At 30.5% G+C, this 25,187-nt stretch carries 26 protein-coding genes; 7 read left to right on the top strand and 19 right to left on the bottom strand.

Features of this window, described 5'->3' with window-relative positions:
* The first annotated feature begins 70 nt into the window (after positions 1–70).
* The gene (locus KTC94_RS15535; protein WP_216302014.1) at positions 71–427 is read left to right on the top strand and encodes a tetratricopeptide repeat protein; all 357 of its coding nucleotides are present in this window, start codon (positions 71–73) and stop codon (positions 425–427) included.
* 19 nt (positions 428–446) lie between these two features.
* Here KTC94_RS15535 and KTC94_RS15530 read toward each other — a convergent pair whose 3' ends face one another.
* From KTC94_RS15530 to KTC94_RS15520, 3 genes are read right to left on the bottom strand one after another with little or no spacing between them, the layout of a single operon-like run.
* Positions 447–1,631, bottom strand: a complete 1,185-nt coding sequence (locus tag KTC94_RS15530) for a transglutaminase domain-containing protein (RefSeq protein WP_220319647.1) — start codon at positions 1,629–1,631, stop codon at positions 447–449.
* On the bottom strand, positions 1,606–2,490 hold the full coding sequence (recX, locus tag KTC94_RS15525) for a recombination regulator RecX (protein ID WP_258876395.1): 885 nt from the start codon (positions 2,488–2,490) through the stop codon (positions 1,606–1,608). Before recX ends, KTC94_RS15530 begins: the two co-directional genes overlap by 26 nt.
* A 2-nt stretch (positions 2,491–2,492) precedes the next feature.
* Positions 2,493–3,743 carry a pitrilysin family protein gene (locus KTC94_RS15520; RefSeq protein ID WP_216302012.1) on the bottom strand — a complete coding sequence of 417 codons (1,251 nt, stop codon included), beginning with the start codon at positions 3,741–3,743 and terminating at the stop codon, positions 2,493–2,495.
* 287 nt (positions 3,744–4,030) lie between these two features.
* Between KTC94_RS15520 and KTC94_RS15515 the strand changes: the two genes are divergently transcribed.
* Positions 4,031–4,555: a QueT transporter family protein gene (locus tag KTC94_RS15515; protein ID WP_187351392.1), complete on the top strand. Its 525-nt coding sequence runs from the start codon at positions 4,031–4,033 to the stop codon at positions 4,553–4,555.
* Between the two features lie 121 nt (positions 4,556–4,676).
* Positions 4,677–6,248, top strand: a complete 1,572-nt coding sequence (locus tag KTC94_RS15510) for a DEAD/DEAH box helicase (RefSeq protein WP_216302048.1) — start codon at positions 4,677–4,679, stop codon at positions 6,246–6,248.
* Positions 6,249–6,558: 310 nt separating this feature from the next.
* Here KTC94_RS15510 and KTC94_RS15505 read toward each other — a convergent pair whose 3' ends face one another.
* The 16 genes from KTC94_RS15505 to hcp all read right to left on the bottom strand — a co-directional run bounded on the left by KTC94_RS15505 (position 6,559) and on the right by hcp (position 21,303).
* Positions 6,559–7,260 carry an MgtC/SapB family protein gene (locus KTC94_RS15505; RefSeq protein ID WP_165411724.1) on the bottom strand — a complete coding sequence of 234 codons (702 nt, stop codon included), beginning with the start codon at positions 7,258–7,260 and terminating at the stop codon, positions 6,559–6,561.
* Positions 7,261–7,287: 27 nt separating this feature from the next.
* Entirely contained in the window at positions 7,288–7,779 is a 492-nt protein-coding gene (locus KTC94_RS15500) for a UPF0158 family protein (RefSeq protein ID WP_220286034.1), read from the bottom strand.
* A gap of 110 nt (positions 7,780–7,889) precedes the next feature.
* Complete coding sequence (locus KTC94_RS15495; RefSeq protein WP_216302010.1) at positions 7,890–8,132, bottom strand: DUF1292 domain-containing protein; 243 nt, start codon at positions 8,130–8,132, stop codon at positions 7,890–7,892.
* A gap of 135 nt (positions 8,133–8,267) precedes the next feature.
* Entirely contained in the window at positions 8,268–9,257 is a 990-nt protein-coding gene (locus KTC94_RS15490) for a biotin--[acetyl-CoA-carboxylase] ligase (protein ID WP_216302009.1), read from the bottom strand.
* A 47-nt stretch (positions 9,258–9,304) separates the two neighbouring features.
* Positions 9,305–10,174 (bottom strand): radical SAM protein, encoded by an 870-nt coding sequence (locus KTC94_RS15485; protein WP_220286035.1) that lies wholly within the window; start codon positions 10,172–10,174, stop codon positions 9,305–9,307.
* Positions 10,175–10,321: 147 nt separating this feature from the next.
* Positions 10,322–10,951, bottom strand: coding sequence for an HD domain-containing protein (locus KTC94_RS15480; RefSeq protein ID WP_220319646.1), 630 nt, complete (start codon positions 10,949–10,951; stop codon positions 10,322–10,324).
* 173 nt (positions 10,952–11,124) lie between these two features.
* The gene (locus KTC94_RS15475) at positions 11,125–11,283 is read right to left on the bottom strand and encodes a hypothetical protein (protein WP_165411718.1); all 159 of its coding nucleotides are present in this window, start codon (positions 11,281–11,283) and stop codon (positions 11,125–11,127) included.
* Between the two features lie 67 nt (positions 11,284–11,350).
* Positions 11,351–11,581, bottom strand: coding sequence for a DUF1292 domain-containing protein (locus KTC94_RS15470; protein ID WP_165411717.1), 231 nt, complete (start codon positions 11,579–11,581; stop codon positions 11,351–11,353).
* Between the two features lie 369 nt (positions 11,582–11,950).
* The gene (locus tag KTC94_RS15465) at positions 11,951–13,318 is read right to left on the bottom strand and encodes a CCA tRNA nucleotidyltransferase (RefSeq protein WP_253198084.1); all 1,368 of its coding nucleotides are present in this window, start codon (positions 13,316–13,318) and stop codon (positions 11,951–11,953) included.
* 35 nt (positions 13,319–13,353) lie between these two features.
* Positions 13,354–14,217 carry a hypothetical protein gene (locus KTC94_RS15460; RefSeq protein ID WP_165411716.1) on the bottom strand — a complete coding sequence of 288 codons (864 nt, stop codon included), beginning with the start codon at positions 14,215–14,217 and terminating at the stop codon, positions 13,354–13,356.
* Between the two features lie 120 nt (positions 14,218–14,337).
* Positions 14,338–15,543, bottom strand: a complete 1,206-nt coding sequence (locus KTC94_RS15455; protein WP_216302006.1) for a DNA polymerase IV — start codon at positions 15,541–15,543, stop codon at positions 14,338–14,340.
* 186 nt (positions 15,544–15,729) lie between these two features.
* On the bottom strand, positions 15,730–17,439 hold the full coding sequence (gene ptsP, locus KTC94_RS15450; protein WP_216302005.1) for a phosphoenolpyruvate--protein phosphotransferase: 1,710 nt from the start codon (positions 17,437–17,439) through the stop codon (positions 15,730–15,732).
* A 12-nt stretch (positions 17,440–17,451) separates the two neighbouring features.
* The gene (locus KTC94_RS15445) at positions 17,452–17,715 is read right to left on the bottom strand and encodes an HPr family phosphocarrier protein (RefSeq protein ID WP_216302004.1); all 264 of its coding nucleotides are present in this window, start codon (positions 17,713–17,715) and stop codon (positions 17,452–17,454) included.
* Between the two features lie 12 nt (positions 17,716–17,727).
* Positions 17,728–18,219 carry a PTS glucose transporter subunit IIA gene (locus KTC94_RS15440; protein WP_165411712.1) on the bottom strand — a complete coding sequence of 164 codons (492 nt, stop codon included), beginning with the start codon at positions 18,217–18,219 and terminating at the stop codon, positions 17,728–17,730.
* A gap of 304 nt (positions 18,220–18,523) precedes the next feature.
* Positions 18,524–19,360, bottom strand: a complete 837-nt coding sequence (locus KTC94_RS15435) for a PRD domain-containing protein (RefSeq protein ID WP_216302003.1) — start codon at positions 19,358–19,360, stop codon at positions 18,524–18,526.
* 299 nt (positions 19,361–19,659) lie between these two features.
* The gene (gene hcp / locus KTC94_RS15430; RefSeq protein ID WP_220319645.1) at positions 19,660–21,303 is read right to left on the bottom strand and encodes a hydroxylamine reductase; all 1,644 of its coding nucleotides are present in this window, start codon (positions 21,301–21,303) and stop codon (positions 19,660–19,662) included.
* Between the two features lie 361 nt (positions 21,304–21,664).
* Between hcp and KTC94_RS15425 the strand changes: the two genes are divergently transcribed.
* From KTC94_RS15425 to KTC94_RS15410, 4 genes are all read left to right on the top strand, one after another.
* A complete protein-coding gene (locus KTC94_RS15425; protein WP_216302001.1) occupies positions 21,665–22,198 on the top strand; it encodes an ECF transporter S component in 534 nt (177 codons plus the stop codon).
* 148 nt (positions 22,199–22,346) lie between these two features.
* Positions 22,347–23,954 (top strand): Na/Pi cotransporter family protein, encoded by a 1,608-nt coding sequence (locus tag KTC94_RS15420; protein ID WP_220319644.1) that lies wholly within the window; start codon positions 22,347–22,349, stop codon positions 23,952–23,954.
* A 174-nt stretch (positions 23,955–24,128) separates the two neighbouring features.
* Positions 24,129–24,605, top strand: a complete 477-nt coding sequence (locus KTC94_RS15415) for a YtxH domain-containing protein (protein ID WP_220319643.1) — start codon at positions 24,129–24,131, stop codon at positions 24,603–24,605.
* Between the two features lie 30 nt (positions 24,606–24,635).
* A complete protein-coding gene (locus KTC94_RS15410) occupies positions 24,636–24,977 on the top strand; it encodes a hypothetical protein (RefSeq protein ID WP_220319642.1) in 342 nt (113 codons plus the stop codon).
* Positions 24,978–25,187: the final 210 nt, after the last annotated feature.

Below are 25,187 nucleotides of genomic sequence, written 5' to 3'. Positions count from 1 at the left end.
TTTAAAACCCTTGGACAGTATTTAGAATAACAAATTTATAATTCTTCGGAGAATTACAAGGAGGATAATAATGGAATACTTTCAAAAAGCTAACGAAATATACAATACTAAAGATTATAATAGAGCAATAATTCTCTATAAAAAATCCGCAGAAATGAAAGATAATGAGGCTGGTTCACTTTATAATACCGCAGTATGTTTTATTCACTTAAAAAAATACGAAAAGGCAATACCTTTATTGCATGCTGCTATAAGCCTGCGCCGTGAAAGCAAATATTTTTTCAACTTAGCTTACTGCTATGCTATGTGTGTTAACAAGCAAAAAGCATTATATTATTTCAATACAGCTTGGTCATTAAATAATGAAGATACAGATTGCGAAAAAGCCATTAATTTATTATTAAAAAGCTATAGAATAGCTCCCTAAAACTTAGGGAGCTATTCTATTACCATTCTCCAGCTATATTCTCTCCTTTATGGTCTATATCAAATCTTTTACTATCATAATAATCCCCACCAATTAAAAATGTTGGATCTACATTAATCCAGGTGTTTTCTTCCTCTATATATACTTGATTCCAAGCATGGCTAACCCAATTACTTCCGTTGAATCCTTGGCCTGTTATAATTCTCACCTTTATATTATTAGCTCTGCACATAGCTACATATAGACATGCATAATCAAAACATATACCACTTTTCGAGTTAAAAGTTGGGATGGCACCAGATTTCGCTTCTAAATCGTTATTTAATATTCTATTTGCTTTTTCATCGCTATAAGCTATTTCACTACCTACCCATTTATAAATAACCCTTGCTCTCTCCCTTGTTCCACTTTTACCTTCAGCCAGGGTAATTGCAAACTTATTAATTTCATCATTAGACTTAACCCCTTGATCCAGAGTAATGCCATTGTAATAAATTATACCTTTTGGCTTGTTTTGTAAATTAGGTTCTAAAGTAGAAGCCTCTTTTACTACAATTTTAAAAGAGTTATCTACAACATTCGGAAGCTTTTTTGCAAGCTTTGAATTAGTCAATGGAATAACTACCTCTTTGGATATATAATTATATATTTGTGATTCTTCCAAATACTTATTATATGTATCAGTTATATTAAGAAGTGATAAAAAATTAAATATGAAAGTAATAACAATTACATAACATATTGCTTTAGGCAACTGAAATACTGCACCTATAATCCTATTAAATAAAACACTTTTTTGCTTTACTTTGCGCTCTATGCTATCAAATAAAGGATAAAAAGTAATGTGAGCAATAATACTAATCACAAAATTTATAACACTATAAATTATTAATATCACTATTGGCATTATTAATATATAAATCACTAATGGTTTGCTATTAATAAACCCTATAACATTCATTGGTATACTTTTATATATTTTCTCATACATACCTTCATCGTGCTGAATAAGCACTTTTTTCGTATAATAAATACCTAGACATAAAGAAAGCAAAAAAGATATACTTTGAAAAACTCCCTCAATGCCGCCTTTTAAATGTTCCGATGAGAATTTATATATAAACCCCTTAATTATTGGGTATATAAATAATAACAGTAAAATTAAGCTTACGGGCTCTTTAAACACTCCTATCACCGCTTTCATTAACAATATCTTCTGTGCCATTAATTAAATCTTTTAATACTTTTTTAATTTGATCCCACTGGAATCCTCTTCTTAAAAGATAGTCTCCTAGCTTTTTATATAGCTTTATTTTGTGCGATTCTGACTTGATTAATATGCTGTATCTTTTACTAGCTAACTCGTATAATTTATCATAATCTTCTTGATAAGTATCTTCGGAGGGCGCATTATCGCATGATTCCTCTCCTTTGTCATTTTCAGTTATCTTAGCCAAAACCTCTTTAATTATTTCGTAATCATATCCACTGCGAGCTAAATAGTCTGATGTTTTTTTATAAAGTTTTTTTGTATCCTTCTCACTCTTAGATATTGTGACGATTTTTTTTTCGCCTAATTTCAAAGCTGTTTCGAGCTGTTGCTCATTAGTTATCTTATTAAGTTCTTCTTTAATTAATTCTTTTGGAAGAGATTTTTTTAATAAAGCAAACTTTATTTTATTTTTACCACTAGACCTGATTTTTTCTTTTATAAATAATTCAACAAACCGCTTATCATCAATAAAATCATACCGCTTTAAAAACTCCAGTACTCTATCTATAGTTTTAGTATCAAATTCCTTTATCGTTAATTTATCAACTACTTGTTTAGCCGATTTATTGCTTCTCTCCAAAAAGTGAAGTGCGCAGGTTTTCCCCTTAATATAATTATCTTCACTAGCTATATCTTCTAAATTCTGTTTGTCCATAACTCTACCTTTTGTAATATTATGGATATATATAAGTTCTGCATCACAAGCAAATGTATATTCGCCATCCATATAGATGTTAACTCTCCGCTTATTTTTTTTTTGTATTTCAATTTTTGTTATAATACTACTCAATTTTACACTCTCTTTTCTGGTAAAAATATGTGAATTGTTGGCTCCTGCAATACTTTTCTTGAAATATTATATAGGTCTTCACTTTTAATATTCTCCATGTTATCCATATCATCAGTAAACTGATATATATCTTCATCGTCCATAGCTTGATGTATTACATAACTTCCAAGGTCTGTTGAGTCCTCTAAGGTTGAAGCTATAGCAGTTTTCATTATTTTTTTCATCAAGGCTATCGTATTATCGTCAAAAACTATTTTTTTACTTTCAATATCTTTAATAGCAGTATCTATTACATCGATTGCTTCCTCTACATTTTCTTCTGACACCGATGTATAAATATATAATATTTTAACGTTATTTGAAGTATCTAAATGAGTGTAAACATCATATGACAATCCTCTTTCTTCTCGAAGTTCTCTAAATAATATAGAATTAGAACTTTCTCCAAATTTATAGTTTAATATTCTAAGTGCTAATTCCTCATCTTTAGATAGTCCATTAAAGGTATATAAATACAGTATAGTGCATTGCTCAATTTCTTTTTTATATGAGATTTTTTTTATAGACTTATGATGTTCAAAAGTTATTTTTTTCTTTTCAAATTTCCTCTTTGTCCAATCACCAAAATATTTGTTAACCATGTTTATTATATCCTCATGTTCAAACGACGATACAATAGATATGAATGAATTATTAGGCAAGTAATATTTGTTATAAAAATCAACAAGTTGCTTTCTTGTAACTTTTTTTATAATATTTTCGCTACCAATAGTATCTTCTCTAAGTGGACTATATTTAAAAGCAATTTCATTAATTCTCTTAAAGCTTAAATCTTCAATGTCATCATTAATCGTTCTAATTTCAGCGAGTATTACACCCCTTTCCTTTTCAATTTCATCAATTGGAAAGGTTGAATTTAATAGCATATCTCCGAGAAGTGTTAACGAGTTCTCTAATTCTTCATTTAAAATTGTAGCAGTATATACTGTACAATTAAAATCCGTGTATGCATTATATTCCCCACCTAAATTTTCTAGATTGCTGTTTAGTTCTTCGTTAGTTCTACCCTCAGTTCCTTTAAAAAGCATGTGTTCTATAAAATGTGCTATTCCCTTTTCATTTTTTTCTTCAAAAAGAGAACCTATGTTTACTCCAACATGAACTGCTGAAATTTGACTATCCTTTTTAATAGTAATAAGTTTAATACCATTACTTAATTGTGTTTGTTTTGTATTAAAAATTTCTTTACTCATCATATTCTCCTTTAACCAAAAACTATGTTATTAAATCATCACCTGCGAAGCTGTAATACTAACTTCAAAAAACAAATTCATATATATTTTAACTATATCATACTTTTAACTATTTTAGACCATAATTTCAACGTATTTAAAACTAGAATTAATCCCCTACAACCTCAGAAAATCTGAAAGCCCTATTGACTAATTGCGAAATATGGAGTAAAATAAAGATTCGAGTCAAATACTCATAGACAGTTCGTAACCATCCTGTCTTAAAATAAAACTACGGAGGCACAAAAATGAATATTAAATTAAATGAAGGAACTATGTCTGTAAAAATAAGAAAGATCGTTTTTGCAGCAATGGTGGCTGCTATTTATGTAGCCTTAACTCTAAGCTTATCGTTTTTCAGCTTTGGAGTTATTCAATATCGTATCGCTGAAGGACTTACTATTTTACCTTATTTTGCATCCTTTTCTATTCCTGGGCTGCTAATTGGTTGTATAGTTTCTAATATTATAAGTCCACTAGGTATTATGGATATGGTTTTCGGTTCCCTTGCAACGCTTATAGCTGCGATTTCAACTTACTATATTGGTAAAAGCAAACTTAAATTCAAAAGAATACTTGCTCCATTACCGGCTGTAGTAGTTAATGCCATTATTATAGGCATACTGTTAAAGCTTTTATATGTTAATGACATGCCCCTTATAGTTTGTATGCTGCAAGTTGCATGGGGAGAATTAGTCTGCTGTTATGGAATTGGATTGCCTCTTATTTATGTTATTGAGAAGAACTCAATTTTGAGGAATTTTTTTAAATAATTATAAAAAAGCAATTTGAATTTGCTTTTTTGATTTAATATTTATTATTTTGTATATATTTTTGTAATAATAAGATGTATTTGATACTTTATGAGAAGAAAGAGGAATTTTAATGAACAAAATTGACAAACTTAAATTTGATGAACTAGGACTAAGCGAATCCGTACTCCACGCTATACAAGATCTAAAATTTGAATATCCATCTGATATTCAAGCAAAAGCTATTCCAGTTGTACTAGATGGCTTTGATATTATAGGTCAAGCTCAAACAGGAACTGGTAAAACATTAGCCTTTGGTGCACCTATTTTAAGCCTAATGGAAAGACCAAATGGAAAAGTTCAAGCAATAATAATGTCTCCAACAAGAGAACTTGCTGTCCAAGTTGCTGAAGAACTTTCACGTATTGCAAGACATGAAAGAATTAAAATATTACCAATCTATGGTGGCCAATCTATTGATAGACAAATATCCGCTTTAAAAAGAGGAGTAGATATTGTAGTTGGAACTCCAGGAAGATTATTAGATCATATTAGAAAAGGCACTTTAAAACTCGCTAATGCTAAGTTTCTTGTTTTAGATGAAGCTGACGAAATGTTAAACATGGGCTTTATTGAAGATATTGAAAGCATTATAAGTAATTTAAGTGAAGATAGACAGACTTTACTTTTCTCAGCTACTATGCCAAGAGCTATTAAAATATTGTCAAAAAAATATATGCATCCTGAAACAAAGCTTATTGCAATAGAAAAGAAATCTTTGACTGTTTCTAAGATTGAACAATATTATTATGAAGTAAACCCAAAAAATAAATTTGAATCATTATGTAGAATTCTTGACGTTGATGCTCCTAAGACTTGTATACTATTCTGTAAAACTAAGAAGGGTGTAGATGAATTAGTTGATGCATTACAACCTAGAGGTTATACAGTAGAAGGTATGCACGGAGACATGAAACAAAGTCAAAGAATGAATACTCTTAAAAAATTCAAAGATGGTAATCTGAATTTCTTAATTGCAACAGATGTAGCTGCAAGAGGAATCGACGTTGAAAATGTTACTCATGTAATAAACTATGATTTACCACAAGATAGCGAATCATATATACATAGAATTGGTAGAACAGGTAGAGCTGGTAAAGAAGGCACAGCTTATAGTCTTATTACAAGACGAGAAGCATCTGCTATAAGACAAATTGAACGTGATACTAAAAGTATCATCGCTAAAAAAACTGTACCTACTATAACAGATATATTCGCTGCAAAATCAGAAACTATTTTAGATTCTATAAAATTAGTTCTAAAAGAAAATTTATATGAAAACTTTCTTCCACTAGGACAAAATCTTATAAAAGAATTTGGTGATGAAGATGTAGCTGCTTCCCTAATCAAAATTATTTTTGATAAAGAAGTTAACTATAACTATGCAGATGATGCTACAACTACAACTACAGATAATGTTAGACTATTCTTATCTATAGGAAGAATGGATGAAGTTATGACTAAAGATATTATATCTTTCCTATGCGAGACTGCTAACATTAATAAAAATGAACTTGGCCGCATTGATATTTTAGATAAATTTTCTTTCTTAGATGTTCCTGCGAACTTAGTAGATTCTATTCTAAACAATAGTTCAGGTAAGAAATTAAATAGTAGAAAAGTAAATATTGAAGTAGCTAAATCTAGAAGATAGATTTGTTAAATCAAAAGAGCACTTATTAATAAGTGCTCTTTTTTCGCGTATATTTACTTTTAACGGCATTTCAGAAGGAAAGTCTCCCACTTCTATAAATTGGAGTATAAATCACCTTCTGAAGTCATTAATATTCCAGCTCCGCAGGCGATGATTTGATTATTTTATCGTCTCTTTTAACATACAATATAAATGGGGTGATAATAATGAATAAATTTAAAAAACTTATTTACACATTGATTTTTATCTTGTTAATTGAGATTTCGCTAATATATGTAATTTATAAATAAGTACACTTATTATTTTTCTCTTATAATATAGTTGCTTTGTATATTTCTTCAAAAGCACATAGTTTTTGCACAATCCCACTGCTCTTTATATGTCTGGGTGCTAAAATTGTATACATTGTTGTGCTGTAATCTGGATTTTCATCTTCCTCATCAATTGAAAAATCTATATTTTTAACTTTTATGCCCATACCATCAAAGTACTGTTCTAATTTTTCCACCATGTTTTTCTTGTTAACGTATTGAATTTCTATTTTAAGAATATTAATGTTTTTAAATAACTTAGCTTCAAAAGTCTTAAGAAATACTAATACTATAAAAACAAATATAGTTGATAATATACTTAAAGTATAATAACCTTGACCAACTGCAAGTCCAATACATGCCACAGTCCATAAACTTGCTGCAGTAGTAAGTCCTTTTACTGATCCCTTCTCATGTATAATAGTCCCTGCCCCTAAGAATCCTACTCCCGATATAACTTGCGCCCCAAGTCTTCCAATATCTGCTTTCATGACATTTTGGAGTTCTGGGTGCCGCAGTATCATATTAGTTGTTTCTTGAATTGAATATAATTGTATCATTGAGGTAACTGCCGCGCCTAGACATACTAATATATGAGTTCTAAAACCAGCTGGTCTATTCTTATATTCTCTCTCATATCCAATTAAGCCACCAACTAAAACTGCAAGCGCGAGCCTTATTGCTACTTCATATACTAACATATATATACCTCCAACAAATAGGTTGCTTTAATTTAAATACTTTAATTCAATACCAATTGACATTAACCATGTTCTAACAAATTCTTCTATGCATTTATCTTCATATTCATACCATCCATCTGTTGCATTTGGTTTATCCATTAGAATATGTTTAAAACTTTTTATAGGTTCTTCACTTATTAGTGCCCTTTTTAATTCTAGCTTTAAATCTGAATTACTAATTATACTATTAACATATTTTTTCATTGCACTTATATAAAAGTCTTCATCTATTAGAGGAGTGCTTAAATATCTATTAACCTCATCTTCGCTAATAAGTATAGCGGTGATGACAAATTCTTTTAACCACTTATCAAATGTATCTTCTTTTAAAGTCCCATTTTCTAATGCTACACTTACTTCTGTAGGAATATATATAACCTCACCAGTAGCTGTGTCTAGAAAGCTTTTCCCTAAATTGTCATCAACATGCGAAATTGTTTCTATAAGTGCTTCCATATTAATTTCTACTAAATTCAAAATTTCACCTCCTCCAGTTACTACAATAATTTTTAATATCTAAAAAAATTATAAATTTATAGTAAAAACCCAATAAACCTTACCGATTTATTGGGTTATTGGTCTACTATTTATTCCTCAAAAGATGAATCATATTCTTCTAAAACTCTTTCAAATTCTTCTTCATCTTCTACTGCAATATATTGCTCTTTACCATCAACCACTTCTATTTTATAGACAAAAGCATCATCTTCTTCTCCTATAGGAGCTAATAAAGCATATTTATTTTCATCTAACTCAATAATTTCGATTAATTCAAAATCAACCTTTGCTCCATCTTCATCTAACATTGTTATAATTTTATTTTCTTCCATGTCTATTCTCCTTTCAACCTTAATAACCACATTATACCGTTAATCTAGCTATACTGTCTATATAAAAATATAGATTAAATAACATTTCAAAAGGAAATTATCCTACATTATCCCTTAAACATATGAAACATCAGTTTATTTACTATATCCGGAAATTCCTCTTATAGAAACTTCTCCTGAAACAATATATTCTACTATCCCTTTGTAATTTTCAATTACTAATTCTCCTTGATCACTTATATCTATTGCCTTAGCTGTTGTTACTTTTCCTCTATTAATCAATTGGATTTCTTTACCTATAAGCATGGAATTTTTTCTGCAAATCTGTATAGTTTCTTCTATATTTCCATTTTGGACAAAATCACTATATAGCTCCTCAAAAATGTTTAATATGTTGGCAAGCAAAAGCTTCCTCTCCATGTATTTACCACTCGCAAGCTTTATAGACGTAGCCACATCTTTTAGATCAATTGGTATATCTTCTTTTTCCAAATTTACATTTATACCAATTCCCATAACTAGATAATTAATATGATCTACTTCACCACTCATTTCTGTTAATATACCACATACTTTTTTACCATCAAATACTATATCGTTAGGCCACTTAATACTAGTTTTAATTCCCATTTTCATAATAGCTTTTTGAACTGCTGCTGCCCCAAGTAGGGTTATTTGTGATATATTTTCTGTGTTAATATTTGGTCTAAGTATTATGGACATCCATATGCCCTTGTGCTTTGGAGATACCCAATTTCGTCCGAGCCTTCCACGTCCTAATGTTTGTTCTTCACTTATTATAACTGTGCCGTGATCTTGCTTTGTCTCCGCAAGCTCTTTAGCTTTAGAGTTAGTTGACCCTATAGAATCATAGTGAATAATATTTCTACCTATGTATTTTGTACTTAAAAAATTTTTAATTTCCTCAAATGTAAGTATATCCGGTGAGGAAATTATTCTATAACCCTTTCTTGAAATTGCTTCAACTTCGTAGCCATCCTCTTTAATTATATTTATATGTTTCCAAATAGCTGCACGGCTAACGCCTAAATCTTCACTAATTTTTTGACCAGACACAAAATTATTTCCACTGTCCTTAAGTAGCCTAATGATTTTTTCCTTCATAACATCCACACCCTTTTTTGTTTTACCAAATTCTGAGGAAAGTCGTTTTATAGTCTTCTGTATTCCTCTTGCCTATACCTATATTTTCCTTTCAGTACAAGGTCAATGTCTCCCACTAACTGATTCTTATCTTGTGGCAATGTTCCAGAAAGTGCCATATAATTTGAAGCATGATTGCTTCTGAAAACACAGTTAGCAACTTCTACATTTTTAAGGAACTCTCTCATCTCATACATTATTTGTTCTGGCGTTAATATATGAAAAGTCCCGTTCTGTACATCCTCATATATAGGGGTTCCCCTCTCTAACATTAAAGTTAAAAATCCTACATAATCTGGGTTTATAGCGCTTATAAGTTTAGCCGATTCTATTGCATGTTCACTTATTTTTTCTGTGCCACCTATTCCTGAAATCAAGGTAGTGGATAACTTTATCCCACTTTCTTTAACCTTGCAGCCTGCAATAATCATTTCCTCAGCAGTTACGCCCTTATTTATACTTTTTAATATTTCATTACTTCCAGATTCAACACCTAGATACACAATCCCAACGCCAAGATCCTTAAGCTGCCTAAGATCCGCTAAAGATTTTCTCAAAATATCACTAGGAGCAGCATAAATCCCTACTCTTTCACACTGAGGGAACAATTCTCTTATTTTTAATAAAATCAATTTCAATTTATTAGTTTCAATAACTAAAGCATCTCCATCTGCTAGAAATATCTTTTTAACTACCCTATATGTTGATTTAGCATGCTGTAAATCAACCATAATATCTTTTAAATCACGTATTCTAAACTTCTTATCTTTGTACATATTGCAAAAGCTGCACGCATTATGTGAACATCCGATTGTAACTTGCAGTATAAGACTGTAGGCCTCACTTGGTGGTCTGTATACTGTTCCTTCATACCTCACTGTAATCATCTCCAAACTTCGTAAATTCAATGAATTTTATTTGTTGCATACTTTATTAGTATATCATAGGTTTTTCCATAAAAATAAATCCTTTTTATACTATACTCGTTAAACTCACAAAGTAATTTAGTGCTTAATCTATGTAAATTATTTTGAGCGCGATAAATACTCTTCACAAGTGCGAATAAAAGATTTAATATTTTCTTTCTCCTCTTTAACTTTATCCTCACTGATTTCCCCTCTACCAAGTCTATCACACTGTGATAATAAGGCAATTTCTTTAAAAGATATTTCTTGCGACATGTTTTTCATATCCCCAAAAGGTAATTTTTTGTTTACAAAAAGAGTTTGCATATGCCATCTAACTAAAGCTGAAACTTGATTAATTAATTCGACCTCATCTGTAAGCGCTTCAAGAAATTTTATGCTAAGATCTTCACCAACCTTGTCATGGTCATAAGACGTTATTTTTCCTTTCCTGATTTTTGTAGTAGGTGCTTTCCCTAAATCATGTAATAATGCCCCCCACATAAACGCTCTAGGACATTCACTTTTCTCCTTTACTTTTGCTGCATTATCCACAACTAACATTGTGTGAATCCATACATTTCCTTCTGGGTGATACTGTGGAGATTGGGGAATATCTACTAAACGACTTAACAATGTATATGGATATTCATTAAAGATGATCTTATTATTTATTATTTTATCGAAATATATAGACGGCTTATCATCTTCCATTAAATGACTTTCAAATTCTTCAAACATTTTTATCATATATTAAGTCCTTTCTATCTATTATTGATATTTTTTTATTTACATCACATTTTGTTATTATAACAAAAAGAGCAAGCTAACCTTTATTTAAACTATATACTATCATAGCTTAGATAACAAACACCTGCTCTTTTTATTAATGTATCTTTTATTATTTATTTTTTTTCATGTACCTAATATCCATTTTTTTTGGTTTCAAAAACACTTTCGTTATATGCGCTTTCTTCAACGGTTTGAATAATTTGATTTTTAGAATGTCCATTTTGTGTTTTTGTATCTTTCTTAATATAATCACGTAAATTTTCCTTCTTAGCTTCTTCACGACTCTTCATATATACTCCTCCTAATTACTTATTATTACTACATACTTCTAAATATGTTGCCTCTGCCACCGCAGTATTACTGCTCGCTAAACTTCTGTAATACTTTTTTAAACTCTTGGCCCTGTCCTATGGACAAGTATTCTGTTTCTCCATTAACTACAACTGACTTGTAAGCATATGCCTCATCCGAATCTTTAGGACCAACTATCACATATTCATTTCCATCCATTTTAATAGCATCGATCAGTTCTAAGTCGACTTTCTCACCATTTTCATTTAGTACAGTAATTATTTCACTAGCTTTCAAACACTACACCTTCTCTCATGTATTATTTTGTGCCTAAGTAAATGTTTTATACCAAATTTTCATAATAACTCAAAAGGAAATCTCCTAGGATAAAAAAAAATGCATCCGTATAACTTTCCCCTGTGCGACCTGAAATCATTTCCAGAGAAAGTTCATACTATTATGCATATCTATATTCGAAGGAGATACTATTCAAGAGCTTCTAACACTCTTTGAAGCAAATGGAGCATTACATTTTGATATTTCACCTATTGAAGGAACTCCTATAAAGGATTTAATACCTATGATTCTAAAAACTATGAAAAATAAGGGAAGTAAAGAACCTTTACTTGAAGAAATAGGAGAAGAGTAGTCTTCGATTTTAGTTTTTCACTTTACATATTCATCATAAATTATAGCTAAAAGTTTCTCTTTACTATTCAATTGCGGATTTTCTAATACTTTATCTAAAAGAAATCTAAGCATATCACCTATTTTTTCTCCTGGTTTAATAGAAAATTCACTCATTAAATCTCCACCGTTTATTGCAAGTTCTTTTATAGATAGTGGAACTTTAGATTCTAAGATAGCTAATGTTTTTTCTTCTACCTTATTAATTTCTTTTAATCTCACTTCTGGAAAACGTGAACCTAGTGCATCCGCTCTTTGCAAGGCGAAGAGATCACATACTAAATCTACACCCACTCTATTAATAAGACGTTTTACAGATGCATCTGTTGGTTTTGTAAGCACATTCATATGTTCCCTTACTAAAACACTAATTTCACTTATACTTTGATTATCAAATCTAAGACGCCCTAGTATTTGCTCAGATAATATAACACCTTTTTTATCATGTCCATAAAAATGACCTATCCCATCTTTGTCAATAGTGAAACAGTAAGGTTTAGCTATGTCATGTAATAATGCTGCTATTCTCACATTAAGTGAATGTGGGCATTTTTCCACAACCGACAAAGTATGTTCAAATATATCTTTATCATGATGAGGATTTTGCTGATTAAACCCTACAGCTAATTGAATCTCTGGTAGTATGACCTCTAATAGTTTAGTCTCTTCAAGTAATCTTAAAGCTTTAGTAGTATTATTAGATACCATCATTTTGCATAATTCATCTCTAATTCTTTCATTACTTACATTTAATATAAGTAACGAATTTGCTTTTATAGCCTCTAAAGTTTTTTCTTCTATTTCAAAATCTAACCTGGCTGAAAACCGAATAGCTCTAAGCATTCTTAGCGCATCTTCTTGAAACCTTTTATTAGGCTCACCTACGGCTCTAATTATTTTATTCTCTAAATCTTCGGTGCCACCAAAATAATCTATAAGCCCATCTTCCTCATTAAAAGCTAAAGCATTTATAGTGAAATCACGTCTTGATAAGTCTTCTTTTAAATTTAAAACAAAAGTAACACCATCCGGTCTTCTATTGTCCAAGTATTCACCATCTATTCTGTAAGTTGTAACTTCGTATCCATCTCCATTTATCATAACAGTAACAGTTCCGTGTTTTATACCTGTAGGCACAGTTTTGTCAAAGAGTTTGATAACCTCTTGTGGTAGGGCATTGGTAGTTACATCATAGTCCTTGGGCATGGATGTCCCGATTTTGGAATCACGTATACTTCCTCCCACTATATAAGATTCATATCCATTATTTTTTAAAGTGTCTAAAATTACTTTTACATCATTTGGTATAAACATAAAGCCTACAAATATAGTATTATCTTTAATCATTCCACTCACCCTTTATTTTCACTGTAATCTTAATTCTAAATATACATTGCTATAGGTATAATTTCAATGACAGATCCGGTAATTTCTATTTGTTTTTTATCATAATCACTAATTAAACTTGTATCTTTTAGAAATCTATTTTTAAATTCTTTAAAATACTCTTCATTCAAATAATCAAAGTATGTGCCACTTAGTAAACTATAGTTATTAATTTCATTTTCCTTTGGAATTCTTACCACCTTACCAAGGACAGTGATTTTAGCACCTTCAATATAATCTAAATTGTCTGCCATATTTTTTATCTCTAAGGGCACTACAACTTTTGTATTGCTCGTCCCTATATTACTACTAATGAATTTTAAACATTTTTCTCTTTTACAATTTTCCATATCATCTTTCAAGACCTTTAAAACTTGCTTCTTAACTCTTTGCTCTTGGCTTTCAGCACCGTTCTCCACAGTTTCCGGTGAAAAAGCCAATTGCATTTCCATAACCCTAATCATATCTTCTATATATTCTATAACTGGATTTTTATACAACTCACTAGTAAACTGAACAAAATCAAATTCCTTCATATTCTTTACATCACTCTCATTATTTATAACTTTTAACAAGCTTTGGTCATTTAGTATATTTTTTATTCTTGATAGTATTGTTATTACAATTGAGACTCTTTCTTCAATTTTCTGCGACGAGAATTCATTAAGAAGTTGAACATTTAAATCTCCTTGCCTTATTTTACCACAAGTAAGTTCATATAATGGTGTATTGGTACTAATAGTTAACTGTTTCCTCGTACTTTCACTTTTGATTTCGGCAAATTCCTGTATTACAATTGTATATAAATTATTTATCATATTTTCATTAAGGTATAATGGTATAAGTGCTCGATTATCCATATTTACATATACCTCCGTTACATTTTCTCAAATAATACTTCTTACCTAGTCTATATCATTTTTTTATTATTTAGAACAACAGCGTATAATATATGTTTATTATCTTTGCGACTTAATAAACTATTTATTTTTTAGAAATACTGATTTCATAACTGAAGTTTCACCATATTTGCGTCTAATACTGTCTATAGTTTTGTCTATTGCCCTTTTCTTTTCATCAGAATCATTACCAATATCAAAAATTGATATTTGTTTGAAATTATCCTCACTTAGATTATTAAGAGAAACTCCTAGTAGTCTTATTGGATCTCCCTTCCATAATTCATCAAAAAGTTTTTTTACTGTTTTTAGTATTTCCTGCGTTGAATCTGTAGCACTTTTTAAAGTCGTGCTACGCGAATAATCAACAAATTCATGATTCCTTATAGTTATGCAAATACAGTAACAGCATTTTTTTATATTTCTTAATCTAGAAGCTGTGTGCTCTACTAATGCTAATAATATTTTATAGGCTTCATCTTTACTTTTAACATCTTCTGATAATGTAGTCGAATTGCTTATTCCTTTTAGCTCATGTTTATTTGACTTTACCTCTCTATTATCTATACCATTGGCATATTTCCACATCATAAGTCCACTACTTTTAAAGTGGTATTTCAAAAATCCAACATCATACTGAGCTAAATCTCCTATAGTAAATATGTTTAAATTATTAAGCCTAGGAACGGTTCTCTTTCCAACCATGAAAAGCTCACCAACTGGAAGATTCCACAGTTTCTTTTCTATTTCATTTTCATAAAGCGTATGCACTTTATCAGGTTTCTCAAAATCAGATGCCATCTTAGCTAGAAGCTTAACATTTGATATGCCCACATTTACTGTAAATCCAAGTTCATTTTTTATTCTGTCCTTAATATCCCAAGCTATCTTGAGTGCTGCTTCTTTTGAGGTATTATAACTTGTCATATCTAGAAAACATTCATCTATAGAAAATTTCTCCACATAAGGTGTATAGTCTCCAAAAATTTCTCTCATACTTCTACTACATCTTTCATATAACCTAAAGTCAGGTGATATAACTATCATGTTTTTACACTTCTTTCTTGCAGTAAATAAACTCTCTCCTGTTATTATTCCACTTTTTTTAGCTATCATAGATTTTGCGAGTACTACTCCTCTTCTAGACTCCGCGTCTCCGCCTATTACCGAGGCTATATCTCTTAAATCAATATCCGAGCCTTTTCTAAGTTTATCCGTAGCACTCCAAGAAAGAAACGCTGAATTAACATCTATATGAAATATAAGTTTCTCTTTTAATTTAATCATCTAATCTCATCCTTTACATAATGGACATTTATGAAGGCATCCTTAAAATATTTTTCACATAAATATATTATATAGAATTTTAGTGCAAAAAAGCAACCTATCCTTTATTAAGAATAGATTGCTTTAGTGAAACGATTGATTTTATTACTTATACGTTAGTATAAGCCTTATTTACTAATATAGGCCTTATGCCTTAATATTAGCTTTTATATATTCCTTTATTTCATCTGAATCTCCAAATGATAATACTGGTTCTGATAGCTTTATGCATTCTTCATAGCTAGAATTTGTAACAGTTTTACGTGCTCTTAATATTGAAGAGGCACTCATACTGAATTCATCTAATCCAAATCCAAGTAGTACAGGAATAAGATTTGTATCCCCTGCCATTTCACCACACATGTTTACCTTTATTCCTGCCTTGTGACCATTATCTATTACGATTTTAATAAGTCTTAAAACAGCTGGATGATAAAAATCATATAAATATGATATTTTCTCATTCATTCTATCAACTGCCAATGTATATTGAATTAAATCATTAGTACCTATACTAAAGAAGTCTACTTCTTTAGCTAATACATCTGACATTATTGCAGCTGATGGTATTTCTATCATAATACCCACTTCAATATTCTCATCAAATACTACGCCCTCTGACTTAAGTTCATTTTTACACTGCGCGAGTATTTTTTTAGCCATTCTAAGTTCTTGAAGATTGCATATCATAGGAAACATTATTTTAAGCTTGCCATATGCAGATGCCCTTACTAAAGCTCTTAATTGAGTTGTAAATACGTCTGTTCTATCAAGGCAAAGTCTTATAGCTCTATATCCTAAAAATGGATTCATTTCCTCGTCCATAGGTAAGTAATTCAATTTCTTGTCTCCACCAATATCTAAGGTTCTTATAATAACAGGTTTTCCATCCATTTTTTCAATAACTGACTTGTATTCCTTAAATTGTTCTTCCTCAGTTGGAAGTGCATCTTTTGACATATATAAAAACTCTGTTCTAAATAATCCTATAGCTTCTGCACCATTTTTCAAAACAGATTCTAAATCTTCCGATGATCCTATATTTGCAGCTAATTCAACTGTTTTGCCATCTATTGTAGTAGATTTCATAGTGGCATATTTAAGTAGCTGATGTTTAGATTCAATGAATTCTTTTCGGCGTTCTTTATAATCGTTTAAAGTCGCTTCATCAGGATTAATTATAACTATACCTTCTTCTCCATCTACAATAATTAAATCGCCATCTTTAATTTCACTTATGCCATTACCTGCACCTACGACTGCTGGTAACTCTAAAGAACGTGCAATAATTGAGGTATGTGCAGTTTTCCCACCTATTTCAGTTACAAATGCCAAAACTTTAGCTTTATCAATTTGTGCTGTATCTGACGGAGTAAGATCCTTTGCTATTATTATACACTCTTCTTTAATTTCTGAAATAGAAGCTACTTTTATACCCATTAGCACATTTAACACTCTTTTGCTTACATCTCTAATGTCTGCTGCTCTCTCAGTCATATATTCATTATCCATATTTTCAAAAATAGCTGCTGTTTGTGCTGCTACAGTTTGTAGTGAGTATTCAGCATTGAATTTATCGCTTGCTATTTTCTTTTGAATAGATCCTATGAATTCTGGATCCTCAAGCATACATAAATGTGCTTCGAATATTTCTGACTTCTCACTGCCTAGCTTTTCTTTTACATTTTTAACTATTTTTTCAAGTTCAGTAATTGCTTCTTGCAAGGCATCATTAAACCTAGCTAGCTCAACCTCTGAATCTATTACCTTGCTTTCCTTTATCTCTAAGACTTCTTCTCTAATAACTAATGCTTTGCCTATAGCTATTCCAAGAGATGCACCTATTGCCTTTAACATAGCTTATTCCCCCTATTTTCCAAGTCCTTCTTCTATAAGTTTTACCATAGCTACCGCAGCGGCTTCTTCATCATCACCAGTAGTTTTTATTGTTATTTCATCATCTTTAACAGCTGCCATACACATTATAGCTACTATACTTTTTGCATTATACTCATTGCCCTCTTTTACTATAAGAACTTCTGATTTAAACTTAGAAGCCTCTTTAACTACTGATAATGCCGGCCTTGCATGTATTCCACTTTCACTTTTAACTATTGCTTTTTTTTCCATCATAATATACGCTCCCTATTTTTTTATTTTTATTGTTATAACTTCATCATTTTTATCTACAGTCCCTAACTTAAATTCTACAGATTCCATTATTTCATTATCTGTAAGAACTAGAACACTTAAATTAGTTTTAGCTTTAGCTTTTATTAATTCATTATTAAAAGTTAATAATTTATCTCCAGCCTTAACTTGTTGTCCTTTTTGCGCAAAAGCTTCGAAGCCCTCACCCTTCATCTCTACAGTATCAATACCTATGTGAAGTAGTATCTCTATACCTTCTTTGCTCTTTAAAATTAAGGCATGTTTTGTAGGGAATACTTGAAGAATTTCACCATCAACTGGTGAATATAATACTCCTTCTGTAGATTCAAATCCTATCCCATTACCTAACATTTTAGATGAAAAAACTTCATCAGGTATTTCTGATATGTCAAAACATCTTCCCACAACTGGAGATTTTAAAATCATACTCTTTCCTTCTTTGCTCTTTTTTAAAAAACTAAACATTTTTATCATCCTCGCCTTTCTCTAAGGTAGATTCAATTATTAATTATTATCCACCTAAAATTTCTTTATTATGAGATTTCACTTTAAATCTTAAATAATTATATAAACATTAGTTTATGCAATCTTTCGAATTTCAAATACATTTTAAAATCCACTAAAGTAGCTTTATCTACTTTAGTATCTTTATACATTCTTTTTAAAACGTTCTAAAAAAAGACATAAACTAATAAGATGCTCATTAGCATTTTATATGGCTCATGCCTGATCTAATCAGTAACACACCTAACATTATAAACTTTGTTTTTTAATTTGATTGCTTTAATCTATGTACATGCATACAAATATATGAAGCTTCATCTTCACAAACTTCTTTTGAAAGTTTTTCTGATATAAATTCACATACTTTCTTAGAAATTTCAAAGTCTTCGCTCATCTGAGCTTTAACAGATCCCAGCATTACATTTTTTAGAACCTTATCATTATCTATTCTATCTAAAGCATACCTTAAATGAGAAACTAATCTCCCATATTCCATTGATTTTTCACTAGTTTTTATTCCAAGTAACTCTTGGATATATTCCATTACTTCTTTAACGATTCTAGTATACTTAAGGCTTTGAGACACTTCCTCGTTAACTCTTGCAGAATATATATGAAGAGTAATAAAACCGATTTCACTTTCTGGCAAAGCCACATTTAATTTTTCTTTGATAAATTTTGTTCCTTTTTCTGCTATGCTATATTCATTAGGGTATAATGTTTGTATTTCATTTAGAAATGGATTAACTATATTAATTCCAAGTTCCATTCTTTTAATTGCAAAACTAATATGGTCGCTTAGACCAACATGTATATGTGAATTTAATTTTTCTTGTAACCTATCTTCCGCAAAAGAAATTATTTCTTCTGCTACTGCCAATATTTTACCTTCTACATTTTGAATGATTTCCACATAGTTAGCTTTTTCACTATCATCTATTTTAATAAATTTCTGGTCTATGGCACTCCCTTTAGCTATAAGTTCACCAGGTTTTTTACCAAATCCTATTCCTTTACCAAAAAGAACATAGACATTATCGTCTTTCTCTGAAACAACAACATTACTACTAAGAGATTTTAATACCTTATAATCAATATTCATGTTAAAATTACCTCTTCTATAGTTTAAAATACATTTTGGAATTATTCAAGGGTTTTTTAAAATATATTCTCGAGAATTTAAATATAGCCACTTAAATTGTCGGATTTCACTTAATTTAAAGATTAATCATTATTATTTTGCTTTTAACTATTAAATTAATGTAAACTTATTATGCAATGTAATTAAATCATCTCCTGGGTCGCTGCACATATACTCCCACTTATAGAAATTGGAGACTTTCCTTCTGAAATGTCATTAAATAAGTACAAGCACCCTTTTTAGGATGCTTGTTCAACTTCTTAAGCCATAAACATTTTTATATCTTCTTCTACGCTAGAAATTCCAGCTATTCCAAAGTTCTCTACTAATACATTGACAACATTTGGGGATAAAAATGCTGGTAATGTTGGTCCTAAGTGAATATTTTTAACGCCTAGGTGAAGTAATGCTAATAACACTATTACAGCTTTTTGCTCATACCATGCAATATTATATGTTATTGGTAATTCATTGATATCATCGAGTCCAAATACTTCTTGTAGCTTCATTGCAATAACAACTAATGAATATGAATCATTACATTGTCCTGCATCTAGGACTCTAGGAATTCCACCAATATCTCCAAGTTCTAATTTATTGTATCTGTATTTTGCACAACCCGCAGTTAAAATAACTGTATCTGTTGGTAATTCTTTTGCAAAATCAGTATAGTATTCGCGGCCTTTCATTCTTCCATCACAACCAGCCATTACAAAGAATCTTTTAATTGCTCCTGTTTTAACAGCTTCTACAACTTTATCAGCTAATGCTATTACTTGATTGTGAGCAAATCCTCCAACTATTTCTCCTTTTTCAATTTCAATTGGTGCACTACATTTTTTTGCATGCTCAATTATAGCTGAAAAATCTTTTGCAGTTCCATCTTTCCTATCAGCTATATGGTTCATGGAAGCAAATCCAGATGCTCCAGTAGTATAAACTCGCTCTTTATAAGAATCCTTTGGAGGAGTAATACAGTTTGTTGTCATTAGTATTGGTCCATTAAAGCTTTCAAACTCTGAATTTTGTTTCCACCACGCATTTCCGTAGTTACCTACAAGTTGATCATATTTTTTAAAAGCTGGATAGTAGTTTGCTGGTAACATTTCACTATGAGTATATACATCTACTCCTGTACCTTCTGTTTGTTTTAACAATTCTTCCATATCCTTTAAATCATGTCCACTAATTAATATTCCTGGGTTATTACGGGTTCCTATATTAACCTTTGTAATTTCTGGATTTCCGTAGGTAGTTGTATTAGCTCCATCAAGTAGTGCCATAGCATCTACTCCATATTTACCACACTCAAGTACCAATGTAACTAATTCATCAACAGATAAGTTATCATTAGTAGTTTGTGCAAGTCCTTTTTGCATAAATGCATGCAGGTCATTGTTTTCATACCCTAAGTTATATGCATGATCAGCATAAGCTGCCATTCCTTTGATACCATAAGTTACAAGTTCTCTTAAAGATCTTACATCTTCATTTTCTGTTTTAAGAACTCCTACATTCATAGATTTGCTCTCAAATTCTTCAGAAGTACCTGTCCATATTGCACATTCAGGTATTTTACCATCTATTACTCCACCGGCATTTACGAGTTCTGCCTTAATTACTTCACGTAATTCTAATGCTTTTGTTATTGTTTCTATAAATCTAACTTTATCAAAATTTGCATTTGTTATAGTCATGAATAATCCATTTACTACAAATTTATTTACTTCCTGATTTTCTACCCCTAGTTCCCTTGCTCTTGTGCTATAAATTGATATTCCTTTTAAAACATATATTAATAAATCCTGCATATTAGCTAAATCCTCTGTTTTACCACAAACACCTCGTGATGTGCATCCTGTGCCCTTTGAAGTTTCTTGACATTGATAACAAAACATACTCATTGTAAATTCCTCCTGTTTTTTGGATAGATAATAATTTTATAATGCCGCTTTCAAATAAATAGCCACATATTAACTTGGTATTTATTTGAATGCACTAATTATCTTCCATATAAAAATTTAGTATTTTGAATAATTAACATCAACATAAGTAATCTGTCCTTTATTGTTGAACTACCTTTATTATAGTTGCGCACAGATTGAAAGTCGGTAACAAATGTTACAGCATTAATATTTTCTCACTGTTCTTTGTTATTATTTACCAAATATGATATTCTCCACTGCTTCTATTAGTATGCACTTCAGCATTTGTCTATTATTATGGTATAATTAGTATTTAAAAAACTATTTAGGAGTGAATAAAATGAAAAATAGAAATGTTACTAACCTGGTAAAAGCAAGTCTTTTTCTTGCTCTAGCTATAGTTTTTCAAGTAGTAGGAAAGACTTTACCTGGAATAAGCCAATTTTTTGTTGGACCAGCTGTTAATGCTATCCTTATACTTACAGCTGCAATTTGTGGAGGTGGTTACGGAGTATTAGTAGCTTCTTTAACTCCGCTACTCGCCTGGTTAACTGGACAACTTGCCAGCGTTTTAGGACCCTTCCTCCCCTTTATAATCATTGGTAACATAATATTTGTTCTTAGTTTTGTAATTTTAAATAAACGTGGAAAATATGGTGAACATTTAGGAGTTATAACTGGGGCTTTTATAAAATACATATTTCTATCAATTTCCGCATCAAAACTTATTCCCTTATTCAATCTAAATATGCCTCCAAAAATAGTTAATAAACTAGTTATTACTATGGGGTCACCTCAGCTTATAACTGCGCTCATTGGAGGAGCTTTTGCATTAATACTAATTGAAATTTTAACAAAAAGAAGAATCTTATAGACCTTTCTTTAATATTTCGCAATATTTGTTGAAATAATGTACATTTTTTTTAAAAAATTAACATAAATTATCGAAACTTAACACTAACTTAACATTGTTGTGATAAAATTTCATCGGAATATTCTATTTAGAGGAGTGTTATTAAAATATGGATTATAAAATGATTTTTCAACTTTTAGGTGGTTTAGGACTATTTGTATACGGAATGAAGCTAATGGGCGATGGTCTCCAGAAGGCTGCTGGCGAAAAGCTAAAAAAAATGCTAGAGGTTCTAACTAGCAATAGGTTTTTCGCTGTACTCGTTGGTGCAGGTGTCACTGCAATTATTCAAAGCAGTAGTGCTACTACAGTAATGACTATAGGTTTTGTAAATGCAGGGCTTATGAATTTATTCCAAGCTGCTGGGGTTATTATGGGAGCAAATGTTGGTACTACAATGACTGCTCAACTTATAGCCTTTAAACTTACAGATGTCGCACCCTTTATTCTTGCAATAGGTGCTGCTTTAGTCTTATTTTGCAAGAATAAGAAAACTAAAGACATTGGCGAGATTGTTTTGGGTTTCGGTATATTATTTGTTGGTATGTCAATGATGGAAGCTGCTATGAGTCCTTTAAGTGAACTAGATAGCTTTAAGAATCTTATTTTAGTTTTAGGAAAGCACCCATTCATGGGAGTTATTGTTGGTCTTTGTATGACAGCAACAATTCAAAGTAGTAGTGCTACTATTGGAATATTAATGGCACTTGCTTCAAATAGCAGTATAACGCTTGCTGTTGCACTTCCTATACTTTTCGGAGATAATATTGGAACCTGTGCTACTGCACTACTTGCAAGTATAGGCACAACTAAAAATGCTAAAAGAGCTGCACTGTTACATTTGATTTTTAACTTTACAGGCACAGTAATATTTATGGTAGCTTTCAAGTTAGTATTAAAAGTTGTTCCGATGTTTGGTGGAGATGTTCAAAGACAAATTGCAAATGCTCACACATTGTTTAATGTATCAAATGTGTTTATACAAGTTTGGTTTATAAATGCTTTAGTTAAAATTGTTAATAAATTAGTACCTGGTGAGGATGAAAAATCATCTGCTCTAGTACTCGAATACTTAGATCGAAGACTACTGGAAACTCCTTCTATCGCAGTTGGACAACTTATTAAGGAAGTTACTAGAATGGGTCAATTAGCCTCGGTAAATCTTTCTAATGCGATGCAATCTTTCCTTAATTGTGATGAAAAAATGATGAACTCAGTTATTGATCATGAGGTTACAATTAACTATCTTGAGAGAGAAATAACTAGTTATATGGTGTCGCTTTCAAACACATCTCTATCCGAACATCAATCTGAAATTATTACTTCTCTTTACAATGTTGTAAATGATATAGAGAGAATTGGAGATCATGCTGACAACTTAGGTGAGCTTGCTAAAAGCAGAATGGTTAATAAACTCATTTTTTCAGAAAAATCACTATCTGATGTTACATATATGTTTGAAACTGTAAAATACTGTGTTGATAACGCAATAGCCGCTTTAGAAAATTCCGACTTAGAATCTGCTCGCAAAGCAATGAACGTAGAAAAAAAGATAGATACCATGGAAAGACAGCTTAAAAAGGAGCATATATCTAGGTTAAGTCGCCTTGAATGCACTCCTGCTGGTAGCTCTGTGTATCTAGAACTATTAACCAATCTTGAAAGAGTTGGAGACCATTCAAATAATATTGCACAAATGGTTGTAAGCTCTAATTAATCATATGAAAACAAAAAAGATTAGGACCTAGTGTAAAACTAAGTCCTAATCTTTTTGTTTTAATTTGTACTTGTCAGTATATTTTTTTACATTTCCTATATGTATTGACAAAAGTCTACATATTGTATAATATACAACCATATAATGTTTTTATATTTAGAGGAGGAAACATTTATGATATTTTCAAATTGGTATAAAAAACAAAAAAAAGAAAAAGAAAGAAAATCAAAAATTAAAACTGCGAAAAAAATACTTATTGCTACCGCAGCTGCAAGTCTTAGTGGTTTATTAGGTGGTTTACTTTTTTCGCCAAAATCCGGAAAAGAAACTAGAGAAGATATTGCTCGTTCATCAAAAGAGCTTAAGGGAACCATTGATAATAAAGTCTCTGATGCTAAAGATAGTGTAACAGATGCTAAAATTAAAATTAAACAAAAAAGTGCTGACCTTAAAGAATCTCTTAACAGTAAAGTCTCAGATGCCAAAGATAGTGTAACAGATGCTAAAGTTAAAGTTTCTCAATATTTAAATGAAAAAAAGACTTCAAAAGTAATTTCTGAAACAAAAGATGATATGACTATAACTGACAATGAAGATTTAGATACCGTTGTAGGACAACCTGTTATAGTTGAAAATGAAACTAAAAAATAATCAAAATTTTATAGAATAGTGGTGTTATTAATGTATATAAACTTTTTTAAATTAGGACAAGGCTTATTGCTTTTTCTTGGTGTAGTCATTTTAATTATACTTATAATAGGGTTATTAAAACTTATTAAAACTATATCAAGTGTAAACTCAATTATCGAAAAAAATGAAGATAATATAGATGAAATATTGTCTGTTTTACCAAAAACATTTAAAAACTTATATGAGGTAACAGACAACATAAAAGATGTTACTGAAGTAGTAGTTAAAACAACTGCCTCTGCCATTGGTACAACAGAATATTTTGAAAAATATTTAGTATATATAGTAGATATTTTAACTATTATAAAAAAAATATTTTCAACTAAAAAATAAACAAGTATATATTACTATTAATGCGTTCACTTCGCTAAGAACTACTAATTTTATTTTTAGTTAATCTGCTTAAAAACATAAACTCGCTGTCGCTCAAACATATGTTTTTCTTAACGCATCTTAATTAAAAATAAAACAAGAAGTTCTAAAGCTCGCTTAAATGCATTATACGTAATATATACTTTTTTTTGCGCATTCAAACAAATGAAG

The sequence above is a fragment of the Clostridium sp. CM028 genome (assembly GCF_030585565.1).
GTDB lineage: Bacteria > Bacillota > Clostridia > Clostridiales > Clostridiaceae > Clostridium_AD > Clostridium_AD estertheticum_B.
Note: the sequence above shows the minus strand (reverse complement) of the source record. Positions and strands in the feature narration are given on the sequence as shown.

Coding starts and splice junctions, on each gene's coding strand:
- KTC94_RS15535 (WP_216302014.1), top strand. CDS start 71: ATGGAATACTTTCAAAAAGCTAACGAAATATACAATACTAAAGATTAT.
- KTC94_RS15530 (WP_220319647.1), bottom strand. CDS start 1,631: ATGAAAGCGGTGATAGGAGTGTTTAAAGAGCCCGTAAGCTTAATTTTA.
- KTC94_RS15520 (WP_216302012.1), bottom strand. CDS start 3,743: ATGAGTAAAGAAATTTTTAATACAAAACAAACACAATTAAGTAATGGT.
- KTC94_RS15515 (WP_187351392.1), top strand. CDS start 4,031: ATGAATATTAAATTAAATGAAGGAACTATGTCTGTAAAAATAAGAAAG.
- KTC94_RS15505 (WP_165411724.1), bottom strand. CDS start 7,260: ATGTTAGTATATGAAGTAGCAATAAGGCTCGCGCTTGCAGTTTTAGTT.
- KTC94_RS15495 (WP_216302010.1), bottom strand. CDS start 8,132: ATGGAAGAAAATAAAATTATAACAATGTTAGATGAAGATGGAGCAAAG.
- KTC94_RS15490 (WP_216302009.1), bottom strand. CDS start 9,257: ATGAAGGAAAAAATCATTAGGCTACTTAAGGACAGTGGAAATAATTTT.
- KTC94_RS15480 (WP_220319646.1), bottom strand. CDS start 10,951: ATGATAAAAATGTTTGAAGAATTTGAAAGTCATTTAATGGAAGATGAT.
- KTC94_RS15475 (WP_165411718.1), bottom strand. CDS start 11,283: ATGAAGAGTCGTGAAGAAGCTAAGAAGGAAAATTTACGTGATTATATT.
- KTC94_RS15465 (WP_253198084.1), bottom strand. CDS start 13,318: ATGATTAAAGATAATACTATATTTGTAGGCTTTATGTTTATACCAAAT.
- KTC94_RS15460 (WP_165411716.1), bottom strand. CDS start 14,217: ATGGATAATCGAGCACTTATACCATTATACCTTAATGAAAATATGATA.
- KTC94_RS15455 (WP_216302006.1), bottom strand. CDS start 15,543: ATGATTAAATTAAAAGAGAAACTTATATTTCATATAGATGTTAATTCA.
- ptsP (WP_216302005.1), bottom strand. CDS start 17,439: ATGTTAAAGGCAATAGGTGCATCTCTTGGAATAGCTATAGGCAAAGCA.
- KTC94_RS15445 (WP_216302004.1), bottom strand. CDS start 17,715: ATGATGGAAAAAAAAGCAATAGTTAAAAGTGAAAGTGGAATACATGCA.
- KTC94_RS15440 (WP_165411712.1), bottom strand. CDS start 18,219: ATGTTTAGTTTTTTAAAAAAGAGCAAAGAAGGAAAGAGTATGATTTTA.
- KTC94_RS15435 (WP_216302003.1), bottom strand. CDS start 19,360: ATGAATATTGATTATAAGGTATTAAAATCTCTTAGTAGTAATGTTGTT.
- hcp (WP_220319645.1), bottom strand. CDS start 21,303: ATGAGTATGTTTTGTTATCAATGTCAAGAAACTTCAAAGGGCACAGGA.
- KTC94_RS15425 (WP_216302001.1), top strand. CDS start 21,665: ATGAAAAATAGAAATGTTACTAACCTGGTAAAAGCAAGTCTTTTTCTT.
- KTC94_RS15420 (WP_220319644.1), top strand. CDS start 22,347: ATGGATTATAAAATGATTTTTCAACTTTTAGGTGGTTTAGGACTATTT.
- KTC94_RS15415 (WP_220319643.1), top strand. CDS start 24,129: ATGATATTTTCAAATTGGTATAAAAAACAAAAAAAAGAAAAAGAAAGA.
- KTC94_RS15410 (WP_220319642.1), top strand. CDS start 24,636: ATGTATATAAACTTTTTTAAATTAGGACAAGGCTTATTGCTTTTTCTT.